This window comes from uncultured Roseobacter sp. (genome assembly GCF_947496515.1).
Taxonomy (GTDB): Bacteria; Pseudomonadota; Alphaproteobacteria; order Rhodobacterales; family Rhodobacteraceae; genus Roseobacter.
On the sequence record NZ_CANMDB010000002.1, the window covers coordinates 313,708 to 334,353 of the forward strand.

Genomic DNA, 20,646 nt, shown 5'->3' on the forward strand with positions numbered 1-20,646 from the left:
TTGCCCTTCTACTACGTCAGCATCCGGCGCGGTGTCTTATTCGCCCAGAGCGGCGAGTAGCTTGCGATGGTTCTCCACCTGCAGCCCCCAGTAGTCCTGCTGTTCGGAGGCGTCCATCCAGAGGGGGGAGAGGCTTTCGGAGTCCAGATAACCCTGCCACTCTTCGCTCTCGAATATCTGGGTGAAAACATCCTGATAATACGCCGCGGCCTCGTCCGACATCCCGGGTGCACCAACGACAGCCCGTTGGTTATAATAGGAGAAGTCGTGCCCTTTCTCCTTCAGCGTCGGCACATCCGGATAGGCGGGCATCCGTTCATCGGAAAATGCCAGCAGCGGTACAAAATCGCCCGCCTCATAGAAGCCTTTGGCCTCTGCGGGGTTGTTGACGGTCGCCATGATCTGCTTGCCGGCCAGATCTTTGGCCACCGCACCGCCGCCGCTGTAGGGAATGTATTTGATATCGAGGTCATAGGCGTCGGACATATAGGCGATGACAATGGAATCTTCCTGCCCCTGTCCCGTGCCGCCCATCACGAACTCGCCGTTCATCGATTTGACCTCTTCGACGTAACCTTCGAACGTCGTGATCCCGGCATCCTTGTGAACCCAGAGCACAAAGGGATCGACCCCCATCATCGCAATGGGTGTGAAGGTCTGGATATCGATCCCGAGGTTTTCCTGCCGCAGCGGTGTTGTGAAGAACGAGTTTAGCGTCACCAGGATCGTATGATCAGGATCATTCGCGCCCGACACATGGATCAGCGCCTCTGCACCCGAGCCGCCGCCCTTGTTGTTCGGCACCAGCGGACGATTGGTGAGATCCTTCTTCTCTGCAACGGACTGAATAAAGCGGGCGATCTGGTCAGCCCCACCGCCGGGCCCTGCCATGATCGTGAAGTCAATGGGTTTTCGGGGCGTCCAGCCATCCGCGACCGCATAACCTGGCGCACTCGCCACCATGCTCGCGGCGAGAACTCCCATGAACCTACGTTTTGAAAATAGCATCTCTTCCCTCCTTTTAGTCCGGTTGCAGACCCGAGCCTCTGGCCGAGTTAACAACCTCTTAATAGACGGGAAATTAAATTTCAAAATCCTTATTTCAAGAAGTATTTTGTTGCGAGGTTGTCGTTAGTGTACCAGCAAGACTGGAATCTCGGCGTTATCCACAACTGCCTGGGTATTGCCGCCAAAAAGCGTTTCGCGTTCGTGGCTGAGGCTGTAGGCACCCATGACCAGCATTCCGGCCCCTAGCTCGGTCGTCTTCTTGAGCAGCGCGACACCGGGGTTCTGCGCATCAAAGCGGTGTATCTGGGCGGTGATTCCACGCAGGGCGTAGTACTCCGCCAATTCTTCCGCAGTCGCCCCGTGCGGTTCACCCTTCCCACCTGACAGAATGGTCACGCTCTCAGCCGCGGCGGCCAGATCAAGCGAATGCGCAACCGCCCGCGATGCTTCAAGCGATCCGTTCCAAGCCACCGCGATATGGGTGCAGAAGGCCTCTGGTCCGGCGGCCTTGCGCGGGCACATCAGGACCGGGCGCCCCGTCTGAAAAAGCGCCGTTTTCAGAGAGTTGGTGCCCACGTTGGTATCCCGATTGGGCTTGGCGACCACCACCAGATCGGCCAGCCTGCCATTATGTTTGATCACGTCGGCCATGCGCCCGCTTTCCTCCACAAAGGCGACGGTGACGGTCTTGCCGGGGGCGGCGGGAGCTTCGTCCAGATCAAGCGTTTCGGCCAGTGTGTGCAGCTCTTCTCGGAGCACCTGCTCCTGTTGGTTGGCGAGTTCCTGCGCCTGGTTCAACATCGTCTTTTTCGCAAACGCGGGCATGGGGACGCCGTAGGGCATCAGGTCCTCGGCCTGTGCACGGCAATGAGCGACCACGATATGCGATTTGTGGCGGCGGGCGAGTGTGGCCGCGTGACCCATGACTGTTTCGACGAGACCGTCCCCTCTGACTGGCACGAGTATCTTGCTGAGCATGGTGCAGGCCCTCCCTCTTTTGGCGGGCTTTGGTGTTTCGGCATCTCCCGCATGATCAAGATATAGCGCGGTTCCGGCGCTGACCACCAAAGGTTGATTTGATCCCGGAGCGACCCGGACCAACGTCCGCGCAATCATAAGGTTTGTGTCAAATTTGAGCTTTTCATGCGGCTCTTGTGTGTCGTCGTTAACCAGTTTTCAGACCCCTGCCACTAGCGTCTGTCTCAATCGGACTGTCGCGAAAACCGCGACCGACAATGAAAGGTGATAGGCACGAGATGCGGTGGATACTCCTGCGGTTAAGTATGTTTTTCCTGTTCCTTGCGGGATGTGGAGAGACCATCCCTCACAACACATCGCCGCGGATCCTGGCGATGGGCGATTCGATGATGGCATGGCATGCGGGCAGCAACAAAGGCATCGCTGGCAATCTTGAGGAGATCCTTGGCGAGCCGGTGATCGACCGGTCCGTTGTCGGTGCACGGGTCATCTACAACCTGCCGATTACGGGCGCGATGGGCATGAATATCTCTCAGCAGTATCGACCCGGAGAGTGGGATTGGGTCATCCTAAACGGCGGGGGCAACGATCTGTGGCTGGGATGCGGATGTCATCGCTGTGACAGGCGGATCGAGCGGATGATCAGTGCCGATGGTCAAAGCGGCAAGATTGCAGATTTGGTGCGTCAGATCCGTGCCTCCGGGGCCCAGGTTATCTACGTGGGATATCTTCGCAGCCCCGGCGTCGGTTCGATCATCGAGCACTGCCGCAACGAAGGTAACGCGTTCGAGCAGCGGATTGCCCGAATGGCCAAGCAACAGCCCGGCGTCCACTTTGTGTCGCTTCAGGACCTGGTCCCCCATGGTGACAAATCCTATCACGCAGCGGATCGAATTCACCCGTCGCGCAGAGGAAGCCGCGCCATCGCCATGCGGATCGCGCAGATCATGGATCGTTGAGTGAACTGCGGATTGCAGCGGTGGCAAAATTCGTAACCGGGGTAAGGCGTTTGATAGCGGGGCCGTGTCAGCCAAACTGTTTTGCGCAATCACTTTAATCAACAAAGACGGTTGGTCAGCTTTGCCTTTACCCGCCCCGATTTCTGTCACGGCGTTCGATCAAGGCCCCTTGAGGACATGCCGCGGTTGATTGCCAAAGCTTCGGTCGCCAACATGATACTGCTTCAACGTAGTTCCGCTGAAAGACCAAAGTGCAGCCAGTGTGAGAATGGCCCAGCCTCCGGGCCAACCGCTCTAACCAGCCTGGGCCAATCCGCTCAACCAGTGTGTCAAACCTTCGGGGTCGCGGGTCGTCCCAGCCGCTCTCCCAATCTGGCCGCGCTCGCCGATCGAGCAGCTTGCGGTCTTGGCCGGTGACACGTCCCGTCCGACGAACGGTCTCATCCCGTCATCATTTCTGTGAGTACAGTACGGGAATGCCGGCAACGCGGCGCGGGTCTGACAAGTGGTAACGGTCGTGCGTGACGCAGGCAGCGTTACAGCATCTCAAAACCGGTACATGACGGTTGCGGCGAGGGCGATGACGGACAGGAAAACAGTCGGCCATCTGTCCTGACGTGTTGCTGCGTCGCGCCAGTTCTCGAACCTGCCAAGCGTAATCTCGACTTGTTGTTATCGCTTGGCGCATTTCTTGGTTTCTTCCGCCGTTCCCGCACTGGGATAGAGTCGCGCATCTTTTTGTCTTTCGACGCTTCTCTGAACCAGTTGGCGTCATACTCACGATCCATTGCTCGGTGTATTGAGCACAATCAAATCTGCCGAGGGGGGGGCAGCCGTAACAAGCGGGCCGATAGGACGCATCTGGCTATCGCGGGCGGCGTACAGTTTGGTATTAAAGCTGCCCTTTGCCCTCGTGATTAGACATCCACGCCCCTTTTTCTAGCTTCTATTTTGGCCTCGGGTCGACGCTGCTTCAAATACGTAGCATCTAGGGGTCGACAGTTCGGATACCCTGTCGATGAGAGAGATCGTGACGGTCTTTTCTGCACCATGCTCGGTGGCCAGACCTATCATGATTTGAGTAAAAAAAGCCCTTTGTTGCCCCATTTCTACCACCGGTTGTGGGGCTTTCAAAGCGCTTACGCGGCCTCGCTTGGATCACGTGTAACTTCAATTGCCTGGACCGGACTCTGGGGGGCCTCATCAGCGCAAGCTATTTTTAATGGGGTGTATCCCCTTGACGCAAGTGTTTCATATCTGCCGCTGCCGGGCCATGACGTGACGCCGCAGGTCTAGCCTCAAGACCTAGATGAGACTACCTTATTAGTATGAGCGCTGCAGACACCCAACTTCCATACAATCCGCGAGTCCTTGAGTGGGCACGTGTCCGGACGGGCATGGCTGCTGATGAAGTTGCGAAGAAGATCAATGTTGCAACTCAGAAAGTTATGGATTGGGAGTCGGGAAAGTCGAAACCTACCACACGTCAAGGGCGGATGCTTGCAGCCTCTTATGATAGACATTTTCTTGAGTTTTTTTCGGACAGTATACCGCAGATGTCTGAGGTTGTTCTCGTGCCGGACTACAGGACTTTTCGAGGCAAGACAGCGCCGGGTCCAAAAGAAAAGCGATCCATGGTTGCCGTTCAAGAGTGGGCAGAAGAGCAAAGGCTAAATGCTCTGGCAATAATTGAAGAACTTGGTGAGCGCCCTCCTGTGTTCTCTCAGAATCTTCGTTTTAGTGTTGATGATGACGTTGATCTGGCTGCCGAGGTTAGCCGAGAGGCGATGGGGCTCAAGATCGAAGATCAACTTCAACTGAAAAAGGCGCTTCGGTATACATTCCCTGAAATCCTTCGCGACAAAATAGAAGGCATGGGTATTCTTGTTCTCAAGCAAAGCGGAATTACCAAACTGGGCGCACGGGGCATTTGTCTGTTTGCTGAGCCACTGCCCATAATAGTCTTTGGAAGTGAATCTGCAGGCGCACAGGCGTTCACGCTTGCGCATGAGTTTGGCCATGTCCTGCTCGGATCGAGTGGCATAAGCGGGCAACCACGGCTTGGCGGCAAGTCAGGCCATAAAGCCATTGAGGATTGGTGCAACAGATTTGCATCAGCTTTTCTGGCCCCTAGCAGGTCGATAGAGCGAGTACTACAGAAGCCCACCAAACCATCCGAGAAGATCGACACTACAGTAATTGGCAACCTCGCTGAAATGTTTGCCATGAGCCGTCACGCAATGCTCATTAGGCTCATAGGGCTAGGTTATGTTCAGCCTCAATTCTATTGGAGAACAATGCGCCCGATCTTCCTCAAGGAAGAGGAGGAGCATACCTCTTTCGGGCGCCCACAGTACTATGGGAAGAGGTACGTCAACGCAAAGGGGCGCTTCTATACCGGACTTGTCATGTCGGCTTGGAGCGGAGGCTATGTAACCGCACATAACGCCGCTGAGTACATGGGGATCAAGAACTTCGAGCACCTCAAGGATATTCGCGAGGACTATGGATTTTGACCCATAAGTACTGCCTCGACACCTCTGGCTTTTCTAACCCTTTGATGGAGATGCCGGAGGACATCCACAAGACTTTGTGGCCTAGCGTTGTTTCCAGAGTGCAGGCAGAAATATTCTGTTGGAATTATGAGATCGCTAACGAAATGGCCTCAATACAAGGCGCTATCGGTAATGCACTAGACGGCTGCAATGGCTCGTGCTGCTATGAAGTCGGAAAAGGAAGTTGGGATTGGGCTGCGTACGTAGCAACAAACAACACCTGGAGGACGCATTTCCATCAATTTATATCTGAGTATCACGGCAACAGGAAAGACACTATCGGGCTTAACGACCTATCCATTGTTGCCTTGGCCCATACCTTAGGGTTGCCAGTGGTCAGCATGGAGCGCCCGAACATGGGTCAACCAAGCCAAACGAAACTGCGCATTCCAGATCTGTGTATCGCCGTTGGCGTGACGCATTACAACTTTAACCAACTTTGCCGAAAAGAGGGAATTACCGGATGAGCTTATCTCTTATGCAGGCCCTAAACGAAGATCGCCTTGAGGACTTCATTGCACAAGAGGAAATTCGCGGGGTGCAACCGATCAGCGAAGCGGCTTTTGACAAAACCGCCTCTGCCGTTATCAGAACGCCGCAATCAGCCGATCAAACATCAGGTTCGCCTCGTCGCGATGGTTCGCGCGGAAAGTGAACTCGTCCAGATAGCGCTTCATCCACTTCTGGCTGATCGAAACGTGCGTGCCGCGCACCGAATGCTTGAAGTGACGCCAGAAGCTCTCAACGTGGTTCGTGTGGTGAAGCTGCTGCGTTTCGTAATCGTAGATCGCCCACTGCTTCTTGCCGTGCTTCACCGCTACATGCGTGTAGCCTTCATCGCTCAGTAAGCCATAGCTGTAAAGTTCGTCGGTCGAGACGGTCGCCCCCGGCGCGACGTTTACCAGTGTCTTCTCGCGAAGCGTCTTCATCTTCACGTCCGGGATGATTTCCGTAACCAGCCGACCGCCGCGTTGCTTGAAGCCCATGACGATGGTTTTGCCAGCGGCACCGCGACCACGCTTGCCGGGACGCTTGCCACCGACATACGCCTCATCAATCTCGACGTGACCCGACAGGATCGCCTGAGCGTCGTGCTTACTCATCTGTTCGCGGATTTTGTTCCCGATCCGCCAAGCCGTCTTATAGGTCACGCCAAGTTGCCGCTGGAGTTCCTTGCCGCTCACACCGTGGCGCGTCGTGACGAAAAGGTAGATAGCATAGAACCAGACTTGGAGCGGCGTCCGTGTGTCCTGAAAGATCGAGCCAGCGGTCGGATACAGGTGGTCACCGCAAGCCGCACAAGCCCACGCGCGGCGATTACCCATCCGGTGGAAAGTAGCTTCTACGCCGCACGCCCGGCACAGATGCTTTTCACCGAAGCGAACATTGAAGATGTGCTCAAGGCAGGTTTCATCATCCGGGAAGCGCTTGAAGAATTCGCGGACACTGAAAACGGGGGTGGCTGATTTGCTCTTTTCCATGCACTATAGATAGCAATTCGGCTTACTTGCGTCAAGGGGATACACCCCTTTTTAATTGAGTAACCTGGTTCGCTCAAGATGCGCCGATCGTCGTCGCATGGCGTGCCTTGCGACTTGGAAACGAACGAAAAGTTCCAAACGCGCTATCTGCACGTCATTTAACCAGAAAAACCACTCATGTTTACCGCTCGGTTGTCTAGCCGCGACCCATACCGCGAGCCCAAAAAGTAGGTCACGATCCTAAGAGATGCCGCGGGGCAGACGGGTCAGCCCGATCTGCGCGAGCGTCAGGCCCACCTCTTCGCAGGTAAGATCCCAAAAGCGCTTAAGCCCCTCCTCACCGCCCGCCGCGATTGCGAACTGAAGCGCACGCCCGAAGAACACGAAGTCGGCGCCCATTGCGTAGGCTTTCACCACATCCTCGCCTGATCGAAGGCCACTGTCGTAGAAAAGAGGATAGTCGGGTCCAAGCGCCTCGCGGATGGCCGCAAGCGCTAGGATAGGCGGGGGAGCTGCGTCAAGCTGACGGCTTCCGTGGCTAGAGACCTGAATGGCGTCCACGCCCTCGGCGCGTAATCGCTGGGCATCGCCAACATGGCTCACGCCCTTTGCCACAAGGTTGCCGTCCCAACTGTCGCGCAGACGTTTGAGGAACTCCCAATCTGCGGCTGCTCTGCTCTCCGTCCGGTCAAAGCTGAACCCGTCAGTCTGGAAGTTCGCCAGCGTCGGTGCGCCCGCCAGTAAGGTGGAGATCGACCAGCGGGGGTGCACCGCAAAGTCAACGAACTGCCTGGGTCCGATCCGGAACGGCATCTTGAAGCCACGGCGGAGTTCCCGCGGACGGCGGCCTACCTCAGGCACATCCAGCGTCATCACGAGTGTCTTGTACCCTGCGGCCTTTGCTCGTTCGACCAGTTTGGTCGTACCGCTTCCGTCGCCGCTGAAGTACAGCTGGAACCACGCATGACCCTCGGCTTCGTCGATGATCCGCTCCATCGAGGTCGAGGCCACCGTGGAGACCCCGTGCGGCACCTGATGCCGCGCCGCCTGACGCGCCAGCATCAGATCCGCGCCGGGGCTCGAGAGATTGCACATCCCCATGGGGCTGATGCCAAATGGACTGAGCCCGCTGTGACCCAGAACGGGTACGCTCAGGTCGCGCTCCTTCACGTTGACCAGCACGCGAGGCTGCAATGTCACATCGCGCAAGGCCGCGAGGTTCCGTGCCTCGCCATCGCCGTCACCTGCCGCCCCGTCGATGTAATCAAAGACCATCCAAGGCAAGTGCCGCCGGGCGAGGCGTCGCGCATCCGCGTAGGAATGGATCGCGTCCGCCCTGCCCAAGGATCAGGCCTGCACCGACTTCATGAAGCGGTCCCGGATGACCACCGGATCCATCGTTATGACGGGCAGTTTGATATTGCCGCTGTCGCATTTGCTCACGATGATGGTCATCTTTTTGCTGTCGATGGCCTCCTGCAGTACTTTGCCGGTATCCTTGTCCTGGCATTCTATCACATTCTCGCAACCGCAGGCCTTGGCCACCGCCGCAAGCGAGGTCTTCTTGCCGGTGTAGGTTGGCTGATCTCCGGTCGAGCCATAGCTGCCATTATCGACAATCAGCAGGATAAAGTTGTCGGCCACGTTGTTGGCAATCGTGGGCAAAGTGCCAAAGTTGGTCAGCACAGAGCCGTCCCCGTCGATTGAAATCACCGTCTTGTCCTGGGCGAGCGCCACGCCCAACCCGATGGAGGAACTGAGCCCCATGGTGCCCAGCATGTAAAAGTTGGTGGGCTGATCATCGATCATGTGCAGCTCTTGGCTGGGCAGACCGATATTGCAGATAACCAGATGGTCGCGAAGGATGGGCGCGATTTCGCGCAGGATTTCAGAGCGGATCATTGGTCGCCGTAGCCTCCCCAGAAGGACGCATCCGTCAGGATCGCCACAGGTTTGTTGCACATGAAGGTGTATTTCAGGATCTCCGGCAGCTCGGCTGCGTCGGATTCCTTGTGAAAGTGATAGGTCGGGATGTTGAGTTGGTTCAGCAACGCTTTTGTATGCACGGCCATTTCCACCTGACAGGCGACCGGCTCGCGCAACTCGCCCCGGTAGGAAATGAGCATCGGCAACGGCATCCGGTAGAACTGGGTCAGCGTCACCAGCGTGTTGATCGTCACCCCGATCGCGGTGTTCTGCATGATGATCGCCGGTCGTTTGCCGCCCATGAAAGCACCGGCACACAGCCCCATGCCTTCGTCTTCCTTGTTGGAGGGGATATGGTAGATCTCCGGCCGCGCATCGACTTCGTCAATGACACCGGCCAGCTGCTTGCACGGCACGGTGGTGACGAATTCGATGTCAGCAGCAACGAAGTCGTCAACGATCTTTTTACTGATGGACACCTAGGTACTCCTTGTAGTGAAATGCCGAATTATCAGCATCTTGCATTCTATTTCTAACGTATCACATAAACTGAACAGGGCGCGTGACGGACCACACGGGCGGCGGTGGAGCCGAGGAAGTAGTCGCTCAACCCCGGTTTGTGAGAGCCCACGATAATACAGTCCGCCCCGATCTTTGCAGCATAGTCCACCAGCGCACGCCCGGGCTGCCCGTGCAGCATCACTGGCTCGACATCCGGCGTCTGCGCGACCCGCGCCGCCAGCTTATCCCGTGCAGCTTCCGCTGCGCGCGCCATGACCTCTTCGGAGACATAGGCGTTCACTGTGCTGTTCGGTCTGTCGTAGACGTGGACTGCCTTTATCTCGCCGTCATCACCCTTGAGGTGACGCGCCATTGCGAGCGCCTCCGCGCTGATACCGTGATCGAGGGCGAGCGAAACGATGATTTTCTTGTGCATGTCAGTCTTCCTCCTCCGATGATGCCACGCGCCACTCAGGCGCTGGCGGTTGTGTGCTCAGGGGTTAAAATGATCTTGGGTGCAGCAACGCGCCCTGCGCGGATGTCCTGGAACGCGGCTTGTCCGGCCGCAAGCGGTCGTTCCTCAATCCAGTCGAGCGGGCCCAGTCTGCCGTCAAAGATAGCGCTGGCCGTGTCCGCAAAATCTTGGGCCGTGTAGGTGTAAGTGCCGATAAAAGTGATCTCCTGCAGGGTCATGCGGCGGATATCGAGCCCGCCCGTTCCTTCGCCGAGACCGATGTGGACAATCACACCGCCGGGGCGGGTCAGTTCGCTCGCCATAGTGCGGGTGCTGGCGAGACCAACGCCATCGATGACCACATCCACCGTACCTGCGGAGGGCATGGCGGGCTCATTCGCCGCGCAAACCTCAAAACCGGAGACGTCGGCCAGGCGGGCGCGACGCATCTCGTTCGGTTCGACCAGCATGACATCGTCCGCTCCCTGAGCGCTCAGGGACAGGGCGGCGCCGACACCGATGGCGCCTCCGCCGATGACCACGCAGCGCAGGCCTGCGAGATCGGTCCCCACCACGCGGCGCGCCAACCGCACGCCATGCCAGCCGCAGGCCACTGGTTCGGCCAGCGCGGCATGGGAAAGTGGCACATGCTCCGGCACCGTGACGAGGTTGCGGCGCGGCATTGCAACGTAGTCGGCAAAGGCGCCCTGACGCGGCGGCATGGAAATGATCTGGCGTTGCGAACAGAGATTTTCTCGACTGGCGCTGCACTCTGCGCAGGTTTGGCAGGCAACCAGCGGGTTGATCGTAACGCGGCGCCCGTCCTCCGGCCCCCCCGTGACAACACCTGCGGCCTCATGCCCGAGCGTGAGGGGGGCGGGGCGGCGTGGATCGTGACCGAGAAAGGCGTGCATGTCCGAGCCGCAAATGCCCGAGGCGACAATGCGCACAAGCGTTTCATCCACGGCGGGCGAAGGGTCCGGCAGCTCCAGATAGCTCAGTTCCTCGACGCCGGTATAGACCAGAGCTTTCATTTTGCGGTGAACCCTCCGTCTACGAAAAGGATTTGGCCCGTCACGTAAGCCGATGCGTCTGAACAGAAAAACAGGAGCGGACCGTCAAGATCTGCAGGCTCGCCGTTGCGCCCGATGCAGGTCTGATCCGCGTTGCGCTGCGCCAGAACCGGATCATCAAAGACCGGGCCGGTCAGCTCGGTCCGGAAGAAACCAGGAGCCAGCGCATTCGTGGTAATGCCATGGCCTGACCAGGCCTCTGCCATCGCACGGGTCATCTGTTCGACCGCACCTTTGGACGCACCGTAGCTGATGCCACTTGCGAAGGCCCGGCGTGACTGCAGCGAGGCGAAGTTGATAATTCTGCCCCAGCCCCGTTCCTTCATCGCGGGCACCATCGCCTGCGACAGAAAGAAGGGCGCGCCGAGGTTGAGATCCAGCGTCAGATCCCAGCCGTCATCCGTCACCGCGTCCGCGTGCTCGCGCGTATTGATCCCGGCGGCGTTGATCAGGATATCGACCGGGCCGAAGGGCCGTGCTGCTTCCCGTGCAACGTCGGCCAATGCACCACGATCCGAGAGATCCGCGACGAGACTTGCAGTCTCGCCTTCCGCGTTTTCCCGCCACGCGTTGAGCGCGGTCTCTCGCCGTGCGATGCCGACGACCCGCGCGCCCGCCGCTGCCAGCAGTGTTGCCGCCTGTCGTCCAAGGCCACTGCTGGCGCCTGTTACGCAGACAGTTTTGCCACTGACATCAAAAAGCGGGCTCATCTCCGATCAGTCCATCGCCGAGAGGTCAAAGTTCTCTTCGGGGAAGTACTTGCGCAGCCGGGCATCCGCTGTCCGTGCATGCCCTTCCATGCCCTCAAGACGGGAGATCCGCGCAGTGGCTTCTGCAACCGGCCGGGCGCCTTCGCGGGTGGATCGCTGCCAGGTGACGATCTTCATGTATTTGTGCACCGACAACCCGCCTGTGTATTTAGCCGACTGGGAGGTGGGCAGGACGTGGTTGGTGCCCGACGCCTTGTCGCCAAAGGCCACGGTTGTTTCTTCGCCAAGAAACAGTGATCCATAACACTGCAGTCGTTCCAGCCACCATGGCAGATCGCCAGCCTGAACCGTCAGATGCTCTGGTGCGTAGTCGTCGGAACAGGCCGCCATTTCTTCGCGATCGGGGCAAATGATGACCTCGGCATAATCGCGCCAGGCCGCTTCGGCGTTCGCGCGGTTCAACTCCGGCAGGTCAGCGATCAGGCCCGGGACAATCTCCATCACTTTTTCGGCGAGGGCGCGGTCATCGGTCACGAGCCAGACTGGCGAGTTGTAGCCGTGCTCTGCCTGTCCCACGAGGTCGGTCGCGACGATAAAGGGGTCAGCGGTCGCATCAGCAAGGATCAGGCTGTCGGTGGGACCTGCGATCATGTCGATCCCGACGCGGCCAAAGAGGATCCGTTTGGCTTCTGCGACAAATTGATTGCCGGGACCAACGAGAATATCCGCCTTCGGCAAACCAAAGAGCCCGAAGGTCATCGCCGCAACGCCCTGAACGCCGCCCATGGACAGGATCTTGTCGGCGCCGCAGAGGTTGGCGGCGTAGATGATGGCGGGTGCTATGCCTTCGCCAGCGCGTGGTGGCGAGCAAGCGGTGATGTGCCGGCATCCGGCCACTTTGGCTGTTGTGACGGTCATGATGGCGCTGGCGATATGGCTGTAGCGTCCCCCCGGCACATAGCATCCGGCTGCGCGGCAGGGGATCGCCTTTTGACCGGCGATCAGTCCGGGCACGATCTCCAGTTCAACGTCTTTCATCGTCGATTTCTGTGTCTCGGCAAATCGCCGCACATTGTCGTGGGCAAAGGCGATATCGTCCTTGAGTTTCTGGGATACGAGGACGGAGGCCGCTGCGATTTCTTCCTCGCCGAGCACGACGCTGCCCTGATAGTTGTCGAATTTTTGAGCGTATTTCAGCGCGGCTTCGTCGCCGCCGGTTTCGATGTCATTCAGGATGCCCTGGACTGTCTCGCGAACGTCACCGGCATCTGTCATGGCGGTCTTGGCAGCTTTCTTTAGGTACTCTCGGGCCATGAATGCATTCCTGTCTGCTGTGTAAATCGGGTCGAATGATGCGCAGCGAGTGGTAGGCCGTCTTGCCGTCCGCACCGATCTGACGTGGGTCTCACAAACTGCGAGGTAGTCAGACACCTTGCGTATCGTTACTGTCATGTAAGCGCTTACATTGATTCTGACAAGAGGATTTACAATGTCACGCAGGAAGACGAATGTGACGATCCGCTGGCTAAATCGAGAGAGGACGATCCGGCTATGAAAAAAGCGGCTGGCCCAACGCTGGCGGATGTGGCCCGTATGGCAGGCGTCTCTACGGCAAGTATTTCTCGCGCTTTGAATGATCCTGACAAGGTTGCCAAGCCGACACGGGAGAGGATCGAGCAAGCGATCGACACGCTTGGCTACACGCCGAATTTCGGCGGGCGTGCGCTGGCTTCGAACCGGACAAATACGGTGGGCGCGATCATTCCAAGCATGGCCAACGCGATGTTTGCCAGCGGTGTGCAGGCCTTTCAGGAAGTGCTGGACGAGGCTGGCGTGACACTCTTGCTGGCCACGACAGCATATGACCCCGATCACGAACTTCGACAGATCAAGGCACTGGTTGCGCATGGTGCGGGCGGGCTGTTGCTGATTGGAGATACACGTCCACGGGAGACCCGTGAATTTCTGATCAAGCGGCGGGTGCCTTACGTGCTCTCCTGGTGCTACCGACCTGATCCGAAACAGCTATTTGTGGGTTTCGACAATCGGCTGGCGGCGCGCGAAGCGACACGTCGCGTCCTTGAATTAGGGCACCGGAACCTTGCCATGATCAGCGGTTTGCATCCCGGGAACGACCGGGCGCAGGACCGATCAGATGGTGTGGTTGAGGCTGTCACAAGCTTTGGACAGGGCGCGCGATTGCACCCGGTGGTGCAGGTCTCTTACCGTTTGGAATTTGGCGGCGACGCCTTCACCCGGTTGATGGCGGCGGACGCCCCACCGACAGCGATCATGTGCGGCAACGACGTGCTGGCGGCGGGGGCGATGAAACGTGCAAAGGAGATGGGTATCGACGTGCCAGCCCAAGTATCCATTGTCGGTTTCGATGACATCGGGGTGGCTTCGGTCGTGACACCGCAGTTGGCGACGGTACGCGTGCCGCAGATCGAGATGGGACGCACTGCCGCGCGGATGCTACTCGGTCGGATTGCGGGCGATGCAGACCTTCAGAGCGTCAGATTGCCCACGGAGTTCATACCCCGGGGGTCTTTGGCGGCACCTTCCGGGTAACCTTTTGGTCTGCTGGTTTGGTTTCCTGACCAGATCCACCGCGCGTCGCTTGACAATGACCCTGCGGCGTTCTTTCTGGGCGGATAGCAGTGAAAAGGACGATATACGATGATGAAGACGCGCGCTGCGGTTGCGGTATCTGCGGGGGCACCTTTGGAGGTGATGGAGGTGAACCTTGAGGGTCCGCGGGCGGGCGAGGTTTTGGTGGAGATCAAGGCGACGGGTCTGTGTCACACGGATGAGTTCACGCGGTCGGGCGATGATCCGGAGGGGATCTTTCCGGCGATCCTCGGCCATGAGGGCGCGGGCGTCGTGGTGGAACTGGGCGAGGGGGTGACGAGCCTGGAGGTGGGCGATCACGTGATCCCGCTCTACACGCCCGAATGCCGGGAGTGTGAATACTGTCTGAACCCCAAGACGAACCTCTGTCAGAAGGTGCGCGCCACGCAAGGCCAGGGGCTGTTGCCCGATGGTTCGACGCGGTTTTCCATGCTCGACGGCACGCCCATTCATCACTACATGGGCTGCTCGACCTTCGCCAACCACACGGTGGTGCCCGAGATCGCACTGGCCAAGGTGCGAAAGGACGCCCCCTTCGACAAGATCTGCTACATCGGTTGCGGCGTGACCACCGGCATTGGCGCTGTGATTAACACGGCAAAGGTTGAGATTGGGTCAAGAGCGATCGTTTTCGGCCTCGGCGGGATTGGTCTCAACGTGATCCAGGGGCTGCGGCTGGCGGGGGCGGATCAGATCGTGGGCGTGGATCTGAACGACGACAAGGTGGAGATGGGTAAACACTTCGGGATGACGGATTTTGTCAATCCATCCAAGGTTGATGGGGACATGGTCGCCCACTTAGTTGAGATAACGCAAGGGGGTGCGGACTATACCTTTGACGCCACCGGCAATGTGAACGTGATGCGCACGGCGCTGGAGGCGGCGCATAAGGGCTGGGGCGAGAGCATCATCATCGGTGTGGCGCCCGCGGGGGCGGAGATTTCCACGCGGCCCTTCCAGCTGGTGACGGGGCGGATCTGGCGCGGCACGGCCTTTGGCGGGGCCAAGGGGCGCACGGATGTGCCGCGGATCGTGGACTGGTACATGGATGGCAAGATCGAGATCGACCCGATGATCACCCACAAGCTGACCCTCGACGAGATCAACCACGGCTTCGAGCTCATGCACGAAGGCAAGTCCATCCGCGCCGTCGTGGAGTTCTAGGGCGTGGAGCTGGTGTCGGAAAATCGCAGCTTTGGCGGGCGGCAGAAGGTGTTCAGACACCCTTCCAATACCTGCGGCTGCGAGATGACCTTTGCGGCCTATCTGCCGCCGCAGGCAGAGCACGGCCCGGTGCCGGTGCTGTGGTATCTGAGCGGTCTGACCTGCACCCATGAGAACGCCATGACCAAGGGCGGCTTTCAGGAACATGCCGCAGAGCACGGGCTGGCGGTGATTTTTCCCGACACCAGCCCGCGCGGCGACAATGTCAGCGACGACGATGCCTATGACCTTGGCCAGGGTGCCGGGTTTTACGTGAACGCGACCCGGAACCCGTGGAAAACCAACTACCGGATGTATGATTACGTGGTGAGCGAGCTGCGCTCTATCGTGATGGACAATCTGCCGGTGCAGGACCGCCACGGGATCACCGGTCATTCGATGGGCGGGCACGGGGCGATCACGATCGCCATTCGCAACGCGGATCTTTTTGAGTCCTTGTCAGCCTTTGCCCCCATCACCAACCCCACGAAATCCGACTGGGGCCGCAAGCAGCTGAGCGCCTATCTGGGCGATGATGAAAGCAGCTGGGCCGCGCATGACGCGACGCTCCTGCTGGAGGAGCACGGCTGGAAGGGGGATTTGCTGGTGGATCAGGGTGCGGGCGATCAATTCCTCGATCTGCTGAAACCCGAGGCGCTGGCCAATACCATGGCGCGGCGACGCCAGCCCGGCCAGGTCCGGATCCAGGACGGCTACGATCATTCCTACTTTTTCGTCAACAGTTTCGCGCGTGACCATGTAAGGTGGCATGCGGCCCGGCTGAACTGAGGCCGCGAACCCAGGTAAAACCCAAGGAAGGTAACAAATGTTCAAGACGTTCTTAGTGGCAACTGCTCTCACGGTGTTTCCGGCGACGCTTTTTGCGGACGGTCATGTCACCGGAGACGCTGCCGCGGGCGAAAAGGTATTCCGCAAGTGCAAGGCCTGCCATGCGGTGGGCGAGGGCGCTGAAAACAAGGTGGGCCCGATGCTCAACGGGGTCGTGGGCCGCGAGATGGGCGCTGTCGAAGGGTTCGGCTACTCCAACGCGCTGATGGAGTTTGCGGCCGAAGGCAAGGCCTGGACACCAGAGGAGCTGGACGCGTTTCTGGAAAAGCCACGGAACTACATGAAGGGCACCAAGATGTCCTTTGCCGGTCTGCGCAAAGAGGAAGACCGGCAGAATGTGATCGCATATCTTGCGACCTTCCCCGGGGAAGGGTCGTAAGCACACGGATTTCCTGTGCGGGATGGAGGAGAGACCGTCCCGCACAGGAAGCACCTGATGCCGAGCCCAAGGAGGGGCCAGGGTGTCAGTTTCGCGGCAATTCCGCCGCACACTAGGGAGGTACTATGATGAAGAAGCTAACGCTTTTCACGTCTGGGATCGCTCTTTGCGCTGCCACTATGGCCTATGCAAATGACGATCTTATCGGCCTGATTGACGACCCGAACCAATGGGCCATCCAGACAGGGGACTACAAGAACCAGCGCTATTCCGAACTGGACCAGATCAATGCCGACAACGTCGGTGATCTGCAGGTGGCGTGGACGTTCTCCACCGGTGTTCTGCGCGGTCACGAAGGCTCGCCGCTGGTCATTGGTGATGTGATGTTTGTGCACACGCCTTTCCCCAACATTGTCTACGCGCTTGATCTCAAGAACGAAGGCAAGATCATCTGGAAGTATGAGCCAAAGCAGGATCCGGACGTCATCCCGGTGATGTGCTGTGACACGGTGAACCGCGGTGTGGCCTATGCCGATGGCAAGATCTTCCTGCATCAGGCTGACACCAAAGTCGTCGCGCTGAATGCGGAAACAGGGGCCGTCGAATGGGAAGCGCAGAACGGCGATCCCTCGATCGGCGAGACCAACACGGCGACGGTTCTGCCCATCAAGGACAAGGTGATTGTCGGCATCTCGGGCGGCGAGTTCGGCGTGCGTGGTCACACGACCGCCTATGACATGGCCACCGGCGAGCAGGTCTGGCGCGCCTATTCCATGGGTCCCGACAGCGACATTCTGGTCGATCCAGAAAACACCACGCACCTGGGCACGCCCGTGGGCGAGAATTCCGGCACGAACACCTGGGAAGGTGATCAGTGGATGATCGGTGGCGGCACCACATGGGGCTGGTATTCCGCGGATCTGGACGAGAACCTGTTCTACTACGGCACGGGTAACCCCTCCACCTGGAACCCTGCGCAGCGTCCCGGTGACAACCGCTGGTCCATGACGCTGATGGCGCGTGACATCGACACCGGCATGGCCAAATGGTTCTACCAGATGACCCCGCATGACGAGTGGGACTATGACGGTGTGAACGAAAACATCCTGTCCGAGCAGATGATCGACGGTGAAGAGCGCAAGCTGCTCACGCATTTCGATCGCAACGGTCTGGGCTACACCATGGACCGCGTGACCGGCGAGCTGTTGGTGGCGGAGAAATTCGACCCGGTGGTGAACTGGACCACGGGTGTCGATATGGACCCGAACTCCGAAACCTACGGTCGTCCCGCGGTTGTGGCGCAGTATTCCACAGCGCAGAACGGCGAAGACGTTAACACCACCGGCGTTTGCCCGGCGGCTCTGGGCACCAAGGACCAGCAGCCAGCGGCCTATTCGCCCAAGACGGAAATGTTCTACGTGCCGACCAACCACGTCTGCATGGACTATGAGCCTTTCCGGGTCAGCTACACCGCCGGTCAGCCCTATGTGGGTGCGACACTGGCGATGTATCCAGCACCAGACAGCCACGGCGGCATGGGCAACTTCATTGCCTGGGATAACATCAACGGCGAGATCAAATGGTCTATCCCAGAGAAGTTCTCCGTGTGGTCCGGGGCGCTGGCGACAGCGGGCGACGTCGTCTTTTACGGAACGCTCGAAGGTCACCTGAAAGCCGTGCATGCGGACACCGGTGAAGAGCTTTACCGCTTCAAGACACCGTCGGGCATCATCGGCAACGTCATGACCTACACGTCGGACGGACGCCAGTATGTCGGCATCCTGTCGGGTGTCGGCGGCTGGGCCGGGATCGGTCTTGCGGCGGGTCTGACGAACCCCAATGACGGTCTGGGAGCTGTAGGCGGCTATGCGGCGCTCAGCGACTACACCGCTCTTGGGGGTCAGCTGACCGTCTTCGCGCTGCCAAACTGATCGGGCCTCGTGATGTGAAACCTGTTTGGCGCGGCGGCCTGGGCCGCCGCGCCGGACCCACAAAATCAAGGGCCGGACGACCAACGCGGCCCCAGAGATAACGGGTGAGATGTATGAAAACCATGCAATTGAGTTTGGCACTTGGGCTGATGGTTGCCCTGCCGCTGACGGCAACGGCTGAGGACAAGATCGATCCCAAGACCTACGAGGTCGCCTACAGCGAGGATGGCCGCTACTACAACCACGATGATGTGCCGACCTTCAATGTGGCCGAAGATGGCACGGTGGACTGGCTCACCTTTTCCGGCTTCCGGCGCTATCACGCGGAATGCCACGTCTGTCACGGCCCCGATGGCGAAGGCTCCACCTATGCGCCGGCGATCAAGAATTCCGCGGTCGAGATGGGCTATGACGGGTTTTTCGAAGTCGTCGTGAACGGGCGCGAGAACGGCAATTCGGTGATGCCGCATTTCGGCGATAACCGGAATGTCATGTGCTATCTTGACGATATCTACGTCTATCTCAAGGCGCGCGGCGTCGAGGCCGTGCCACGGGGACGCCCCGCCAAGAAAGAAGCCAAGTCGGATGTGATCCGCGAGGATGAAGATGCCTGCATGGGCTAACAAGCGGTTTTGCGCGCTGATCGCGGCAGCCCTGTCTTTGGGGCTCTGCGTCGCGGGGTCGGCCAATGCGCAGACCTCCGATCTCGTCTCCGAACGTGCGCTGCGCGTCTGTGCGGATCCGGCCAATTACCCCATGTCCGCGCAGAGCGAGACCGGGTTCGAGAACAAGCTCGCGGAACTGATGGCAGCAAAGCTGGACCGGCCCGTAGAATATACGTGGTATCCGATGGCCACGGGCTTTATCCGCAACACGCTGAACGCCAAGAGCTGTGATGTAGTGATGGGCTACGCGCAGGGCCATGAGCTGGTGCTGAACACCAACCACTATTTCACCTCCGTCTATACGCTGATCGTGCCGCAGGACAGTGATCTGGCGACGGTGGAGACGCTCAGCGATGCGCAATTGCAGGGGCGGCGGATTGGCATCATCGCGGGCACGCCTCCGGCGGCGCATCTGGCGCGCAACGGTCTGATCGGCAAGGCCAAGGCCTATAATCTGGTGGTGGACCGTCGGCACGAGAGCCCGGCCAATGACATGCTGGATGATCTGGCCTCCGGCGATATTGATGCTGCCGTGCTCTGGGGGCCGCTCGGGGGGCCGCTGGTCAAGGAGGACTACCCGGGGTTCAAGGTCATCCCGCTTATCCGCGAGGATCTGCCGCCGCGGCTCTTCTTCCGCATCACCATGGGCGTGCGGCAGGGCGAAAAGGTCTGGCAGCGGGAACTCAACTCGCTCATCCGCCGCAATCAGGACGAGATCAACGCGCTGCTGGTGGAGGCGGGCGTGCCTCTGGTGACCGATCTGGGCACCGAGGTGATGGAGATCTCCAATTGATCAGGGGCGTCTGGCTCGCCGCAGTTCTGTTTCCGTTGGCAGGCATTGCGCAGACCGTTCCGGAACCCGCTGATTACCGGATGGATCACTACCGCGCGCCGGTGCCCGCGACGCTGGCGGGTGCGACCGTGATCGGACCGGAGGAGGCCCATGCGCTCTGGCAGGAGGGTGCCGCCTTTGTCGATGTCATGCCGCAGGCCCCGAAACCCGCAAACCTGCCAGACGGCACGATCTGGCGCGACAAGCCCAGACAGTCGATCCCCGGCGCGATCTGGTTGCCGAATGTGGGCTACGGAGCGATTGCGGATGTGACGGCAGAGTATTTCCGAGCAGGACTGGAGGCGGTGACCCAAGGGGACCAAACGCGGGCGGTTGTCTTCTTTTGCCTTGAGGATTGCTGGATGAGCTGGAATGCCGCCCGCCGCGCGATGACGTGGGGCTATACCTCTGTTCATTGGCTGCCCGAGGGTACGGACGGCTGGCAGTTGTGGGACTACCCGCTGGAGCGGGTCCTGCCCGAGAAGGGCCAGCCACAGGCGCAGTGATGCGG

Annotated in this window: 21 protein-coding genes; 11 read left to right on the forward strand and 10 right to left on the reverse strand. The window is 59.2% G+C overall.

The features are described 5' to 3' along the window. Nucleotides 1-36: 36 nt before the first annotated feature. Both Q1A53_RS05140 and Q1A53_RS05145 read right to left on the reverse strand, forming a co-directional pair. Nucleotides 37-984, reverse strand: coding sequence for a tripartite tricarboxylate transporter substrate binding protein (locus tag Q1A53_RS05140; protein WP_299963611.1), 948 nt, complete (start codon nucleotides 982-984; stop codon nucleotides 37-39). Between the two features lie 147 nt (nucleotides 985-1,131). Continuing rightward, nucleotides 1,132-1,986, reverse strand: coding sequence for a universal stress protein (locus tag Q1A53_RS05145; RefSeq protein ID WP_299963613.1), 855 nt, complete (start codon nucleotides 1,984-1,986; stop codon nucleotides 1,132-1,134). Nucleotides 1,987-2,360: 374 nt separating this feature from the next. On the opposite strand from Q1A53_RS05145, the gene Q1A53_RS05150 reads away from it, so the two are divergent. The 3 genes from Q1A53_RS05150 (at nucleotide 2,361) to Q1A53_RS05160 (ending at nucleotide 5,967) form a co-directional block, all read left to right on the forward strand. After that, nucleotides 2,361-2,945 (forward strand): SGNH/GDSL hydrolase family protein, encoded by a 585-nt coding sequence (locus Q1A53_RS05150; protein ID WP_299963615.1) that lies wholly within the window; start codon nucleotides 2,361-2,363, stop codon nucleotides 2,943-2,945. A 1,328-nt stretch (nucleotides 2,946-4,273) separates the two neighbouring features. Continuing rightward, entirely contained in the window at nucleotides 4,274-5,461 is a 1,188-nt protein-coding gene (locus Q1A53_RS05155; protein ID WP_299963617.1) for an XRE family transcriptional regulator, read from the forward strand. Further along, complete coding sequence (locus tag Q1A53_RS05160) at nucleotides 5,458-5,967, forward strand: DUF4411 family protein (RefSeq protein WP_299963619.1); 510 nt, start codon at nucleotides 5,458-5,460, stop codon at nucleotides 5,965-5,967. Before Q1A53_RS05155 ends, Q1A53_RS05160 begins: the two co-directional genes overlap by 4 nt. 120 nt (nucleotides 5,968-6,087) lie before the next feature. Here the strand turns inward: Q1A53_RS05160 and Q1A53_RS05165 are convergent, their stop codons facing one another. The 8 genes from Q1A53_RS05165 to hisD form a co-directional block, all read right to left on the reverse strand. Further along, a complete protein-coding gene (locus Q1A53_RS05165; protein ID WP_299963621.1) occupies nucleotides 6,088-6,981 on the reverse strand; it encodes an IS1595 family transposase in 894 nt (297 codons plus the stop codon). Nucleotides 6,982-7,221: 240 nt separating this feature from the next. Beyond that, nucleotides 7,222-8,325 (reverse strand): alpha-hydroxy acid oxidase, encoded by a 1,104-nt coding sequence (locus tag Q1A53_RS05170; RefSeq protein ID WP_299963623.1) that lies wholly within the window; start codon nucleotides 8,323-8,325, stop codon nucleotides 7,222-7,224. Between the two features lie 3 nt (nucleotides 8,326-8,328). Beyond that, nucleotides 8,329-8,883 carry a sulfopyruvate decarboxylase subunit beta gene (gene comE / locus Q1A53_RS05175; protein WP_299963625.1) on the reverse strand — a complete coding sequence of 185 codons (555 nt, stop codon included), beginning with the start codon at nucleotides 8,881-8,883 and terminating at the stop codon, nucleotides 8,329-8,331. Beyond that, nucleotides 8,880-9,386 carry a sulfopyruvate decarboxylase subunit alpha gene (gene comD, locus Q1A53_RS05180; protein WP_299963627.1) on the reverse strand — a complete coding sequence of 169 codons (507 nt, stop codon included), beginning with the start codon at nucleotides 9,384-9,386 and terminating at the stop codon, nucleotides 8,880-8,882. The genes comE and comD overlap by 4 nt, the downstream gene beginning before the upstream one ends. A gap of 53 nt (nucleotides 9,387-9,439) precedes the next feature. Then, nucleotides 9,440-9,844 carry a universal stress protein gene (locus tag Q1A53_RS05185; protein WP_299963629.1) on the reverse strand — a complete coding sequence of 135 codons (405 nt, stop codon included), beginning with the start codon at nucleotides 9,842-9,844 and terminating at the stop codon, nucleotides 9,440-9,442. A 35-nt stretch (nucleotides 9,845-9,879) separates the two neighbouring features. After that, a complete protein-coding gene (locus Q1A53_RS05190; protein ID WP_299963631.1) occupies nucleotides 9,880-10,896 on the reverse strand; it encodes an alcohol dehydrogenase catalytic domain-containing protein in 1,017 nt (338 codons plus the stop codon). Then, the gene (locus Q1A53_RS05195; protein ID WP_299963633.1) at nucleotides 10,893-11,645 is read right to left on the reverse strand and encodes an SDR family oxidoreductase; all 753 of its coding nucleotides are present in this window, start codon (nucleotides 11,643-11,645) and stop codon (nucleotides 10,893-10,895) included. Before Q1A53_RS05195 ends, Q1A53_RS05190 begins: the two co-directional genes overlap by 4 nt. A 6-nt stretch (nucleotides 11,646-11,651) precedes the next feature. Beyond that, nucleotides 11,652-12,959, reverse strand: coding sequence for a histidinol dehydrogenase (gene hisD / locus Q1A53_RS05200; protein ID WP_299963635.1), 1,308 nt, complete (start codon nucleotides 12,957-12,959; stop codon nucleotides 11,652-11,654). A 237-nt stretch (nucleotides 12,960-13,196) separates the two neighbouring features. Here hisD and Q1A53_RS05205 point away from each other — a divergent pair, with 237 nt between their 5' ends. From Q1A53_RS05205 to Q1A53_RS05240, 8 genes are all read left to right on the forward strand, one after another. Next, the gene (locus Q1A53_RS05205) at nucleotides 13,197-14,216 is read left to right on the forward strand and encodes a LacI family DNA-binding transcriptional regulator (protein WP_299963637.1); all 1,020 of its coding nucleotides are present in this window, start codon (nucleotides 13,197-13,199) and stop codon (nucleotides 14,214-14,216) included. A 111-nt stretch (nucleotides 14,217-14,327) separates the two neighbouring features. Next, nucleotides 14,328-15,440: an S-(hydroxymethyl)glutathione dehydrogenase/class III alcohol dehydrogenase gene (locus tag Q1A53_RS05210; RefSeq protein ID WP_299964452.1), complete on the forward strand. Its 1,113-nt coding sequence runs from the start codon at nucleotides 14,328-14,330 to the stop codon at nucleotides 15,438-15,440. Between the two features lie 3 nt (nucleotides 15,441-15,443). Then, nucleotides 15,444-16,268, forward strand: a complete 825-nt coding sequence (gene fghA, locus Q1A53_RS05215) for an S-formylglutathione hydrolase (RefSeq protein WP_299963639.1) — start codon at nucleotides 15,444-15,446, stop codon at nucleotides 16,266-16,268. Between the two features lie 37 nt (nucleotides 16,269-16,305). Then, nucleotides 16,306-16,707, forward strand: a complete 402-nt coding sequence (locus Q1A53_RS05220) for a cytochrome c family protein (RefSeq protein WP_299963641.1) — start codon at nucleotides 16,306-16,308, stop codon at nucleotides 16,705-16,707. Between the two features lie 128 nt (nucleotides 16,708-16,835). After that, a complete protein-coding gene (locus tag Q1A53_RS05225) occupies nucleotides 16,836-18,638 on the forward strand; it encodes a methanol/ethanol family PQQ-dependent dehydrogenase (protein ID WP_299964454.1) in 1,803 nt (600 codons plus the stop codon). Nucleotides 18,639-18,760: 122 nt separating this feature from the next. Continuing rightward, on the forward strand, nucleotides 18,761-19,261 hold the full coding sequence (locus tag Q1A53_RS05230; protein WP_299963669.1) for a c-type cytochrome, methanol metabolism-related: 501 nt from the start codon (nucleotides 18,761-18,763) through the stop codon (nucleotides 19,259-19,261). Then, nucleotides 19,245-20,096 (forward strand): substrate-binding domain-containing protein, encoded by an 852-nt coding sequence (locus tag Q1A53_RS05235; protein ID WP_299963671.1) that lies wholly within the window; start codon nucleotides 19,245-19,247, stop codon nucleotides 20,094-20,096. Before Q1A53_RS05230 ends, Q1A53_RS05235 begins: the two co-directional genes overlap by 17 nt. Next, nucleotides 20,093-20,641: a PQQ-dependent catabolism-associated CXXCW motif protein gene (locus Q1A53_RS05240; protein WP_299963673.1), complete on the forward strand. Its 549-nt coding sequence runs from the start codon at nucleotides 20,093-20,095 to the stop codon at nucleotides 20,639-20,641. Before Q1A53_RS05235 ends, Q1A53_RS05240 begins: the two co-directional genes overlap by 4 nt. Nucleotides 20,642-20,646: the final 5 nt, after the last annotated feature.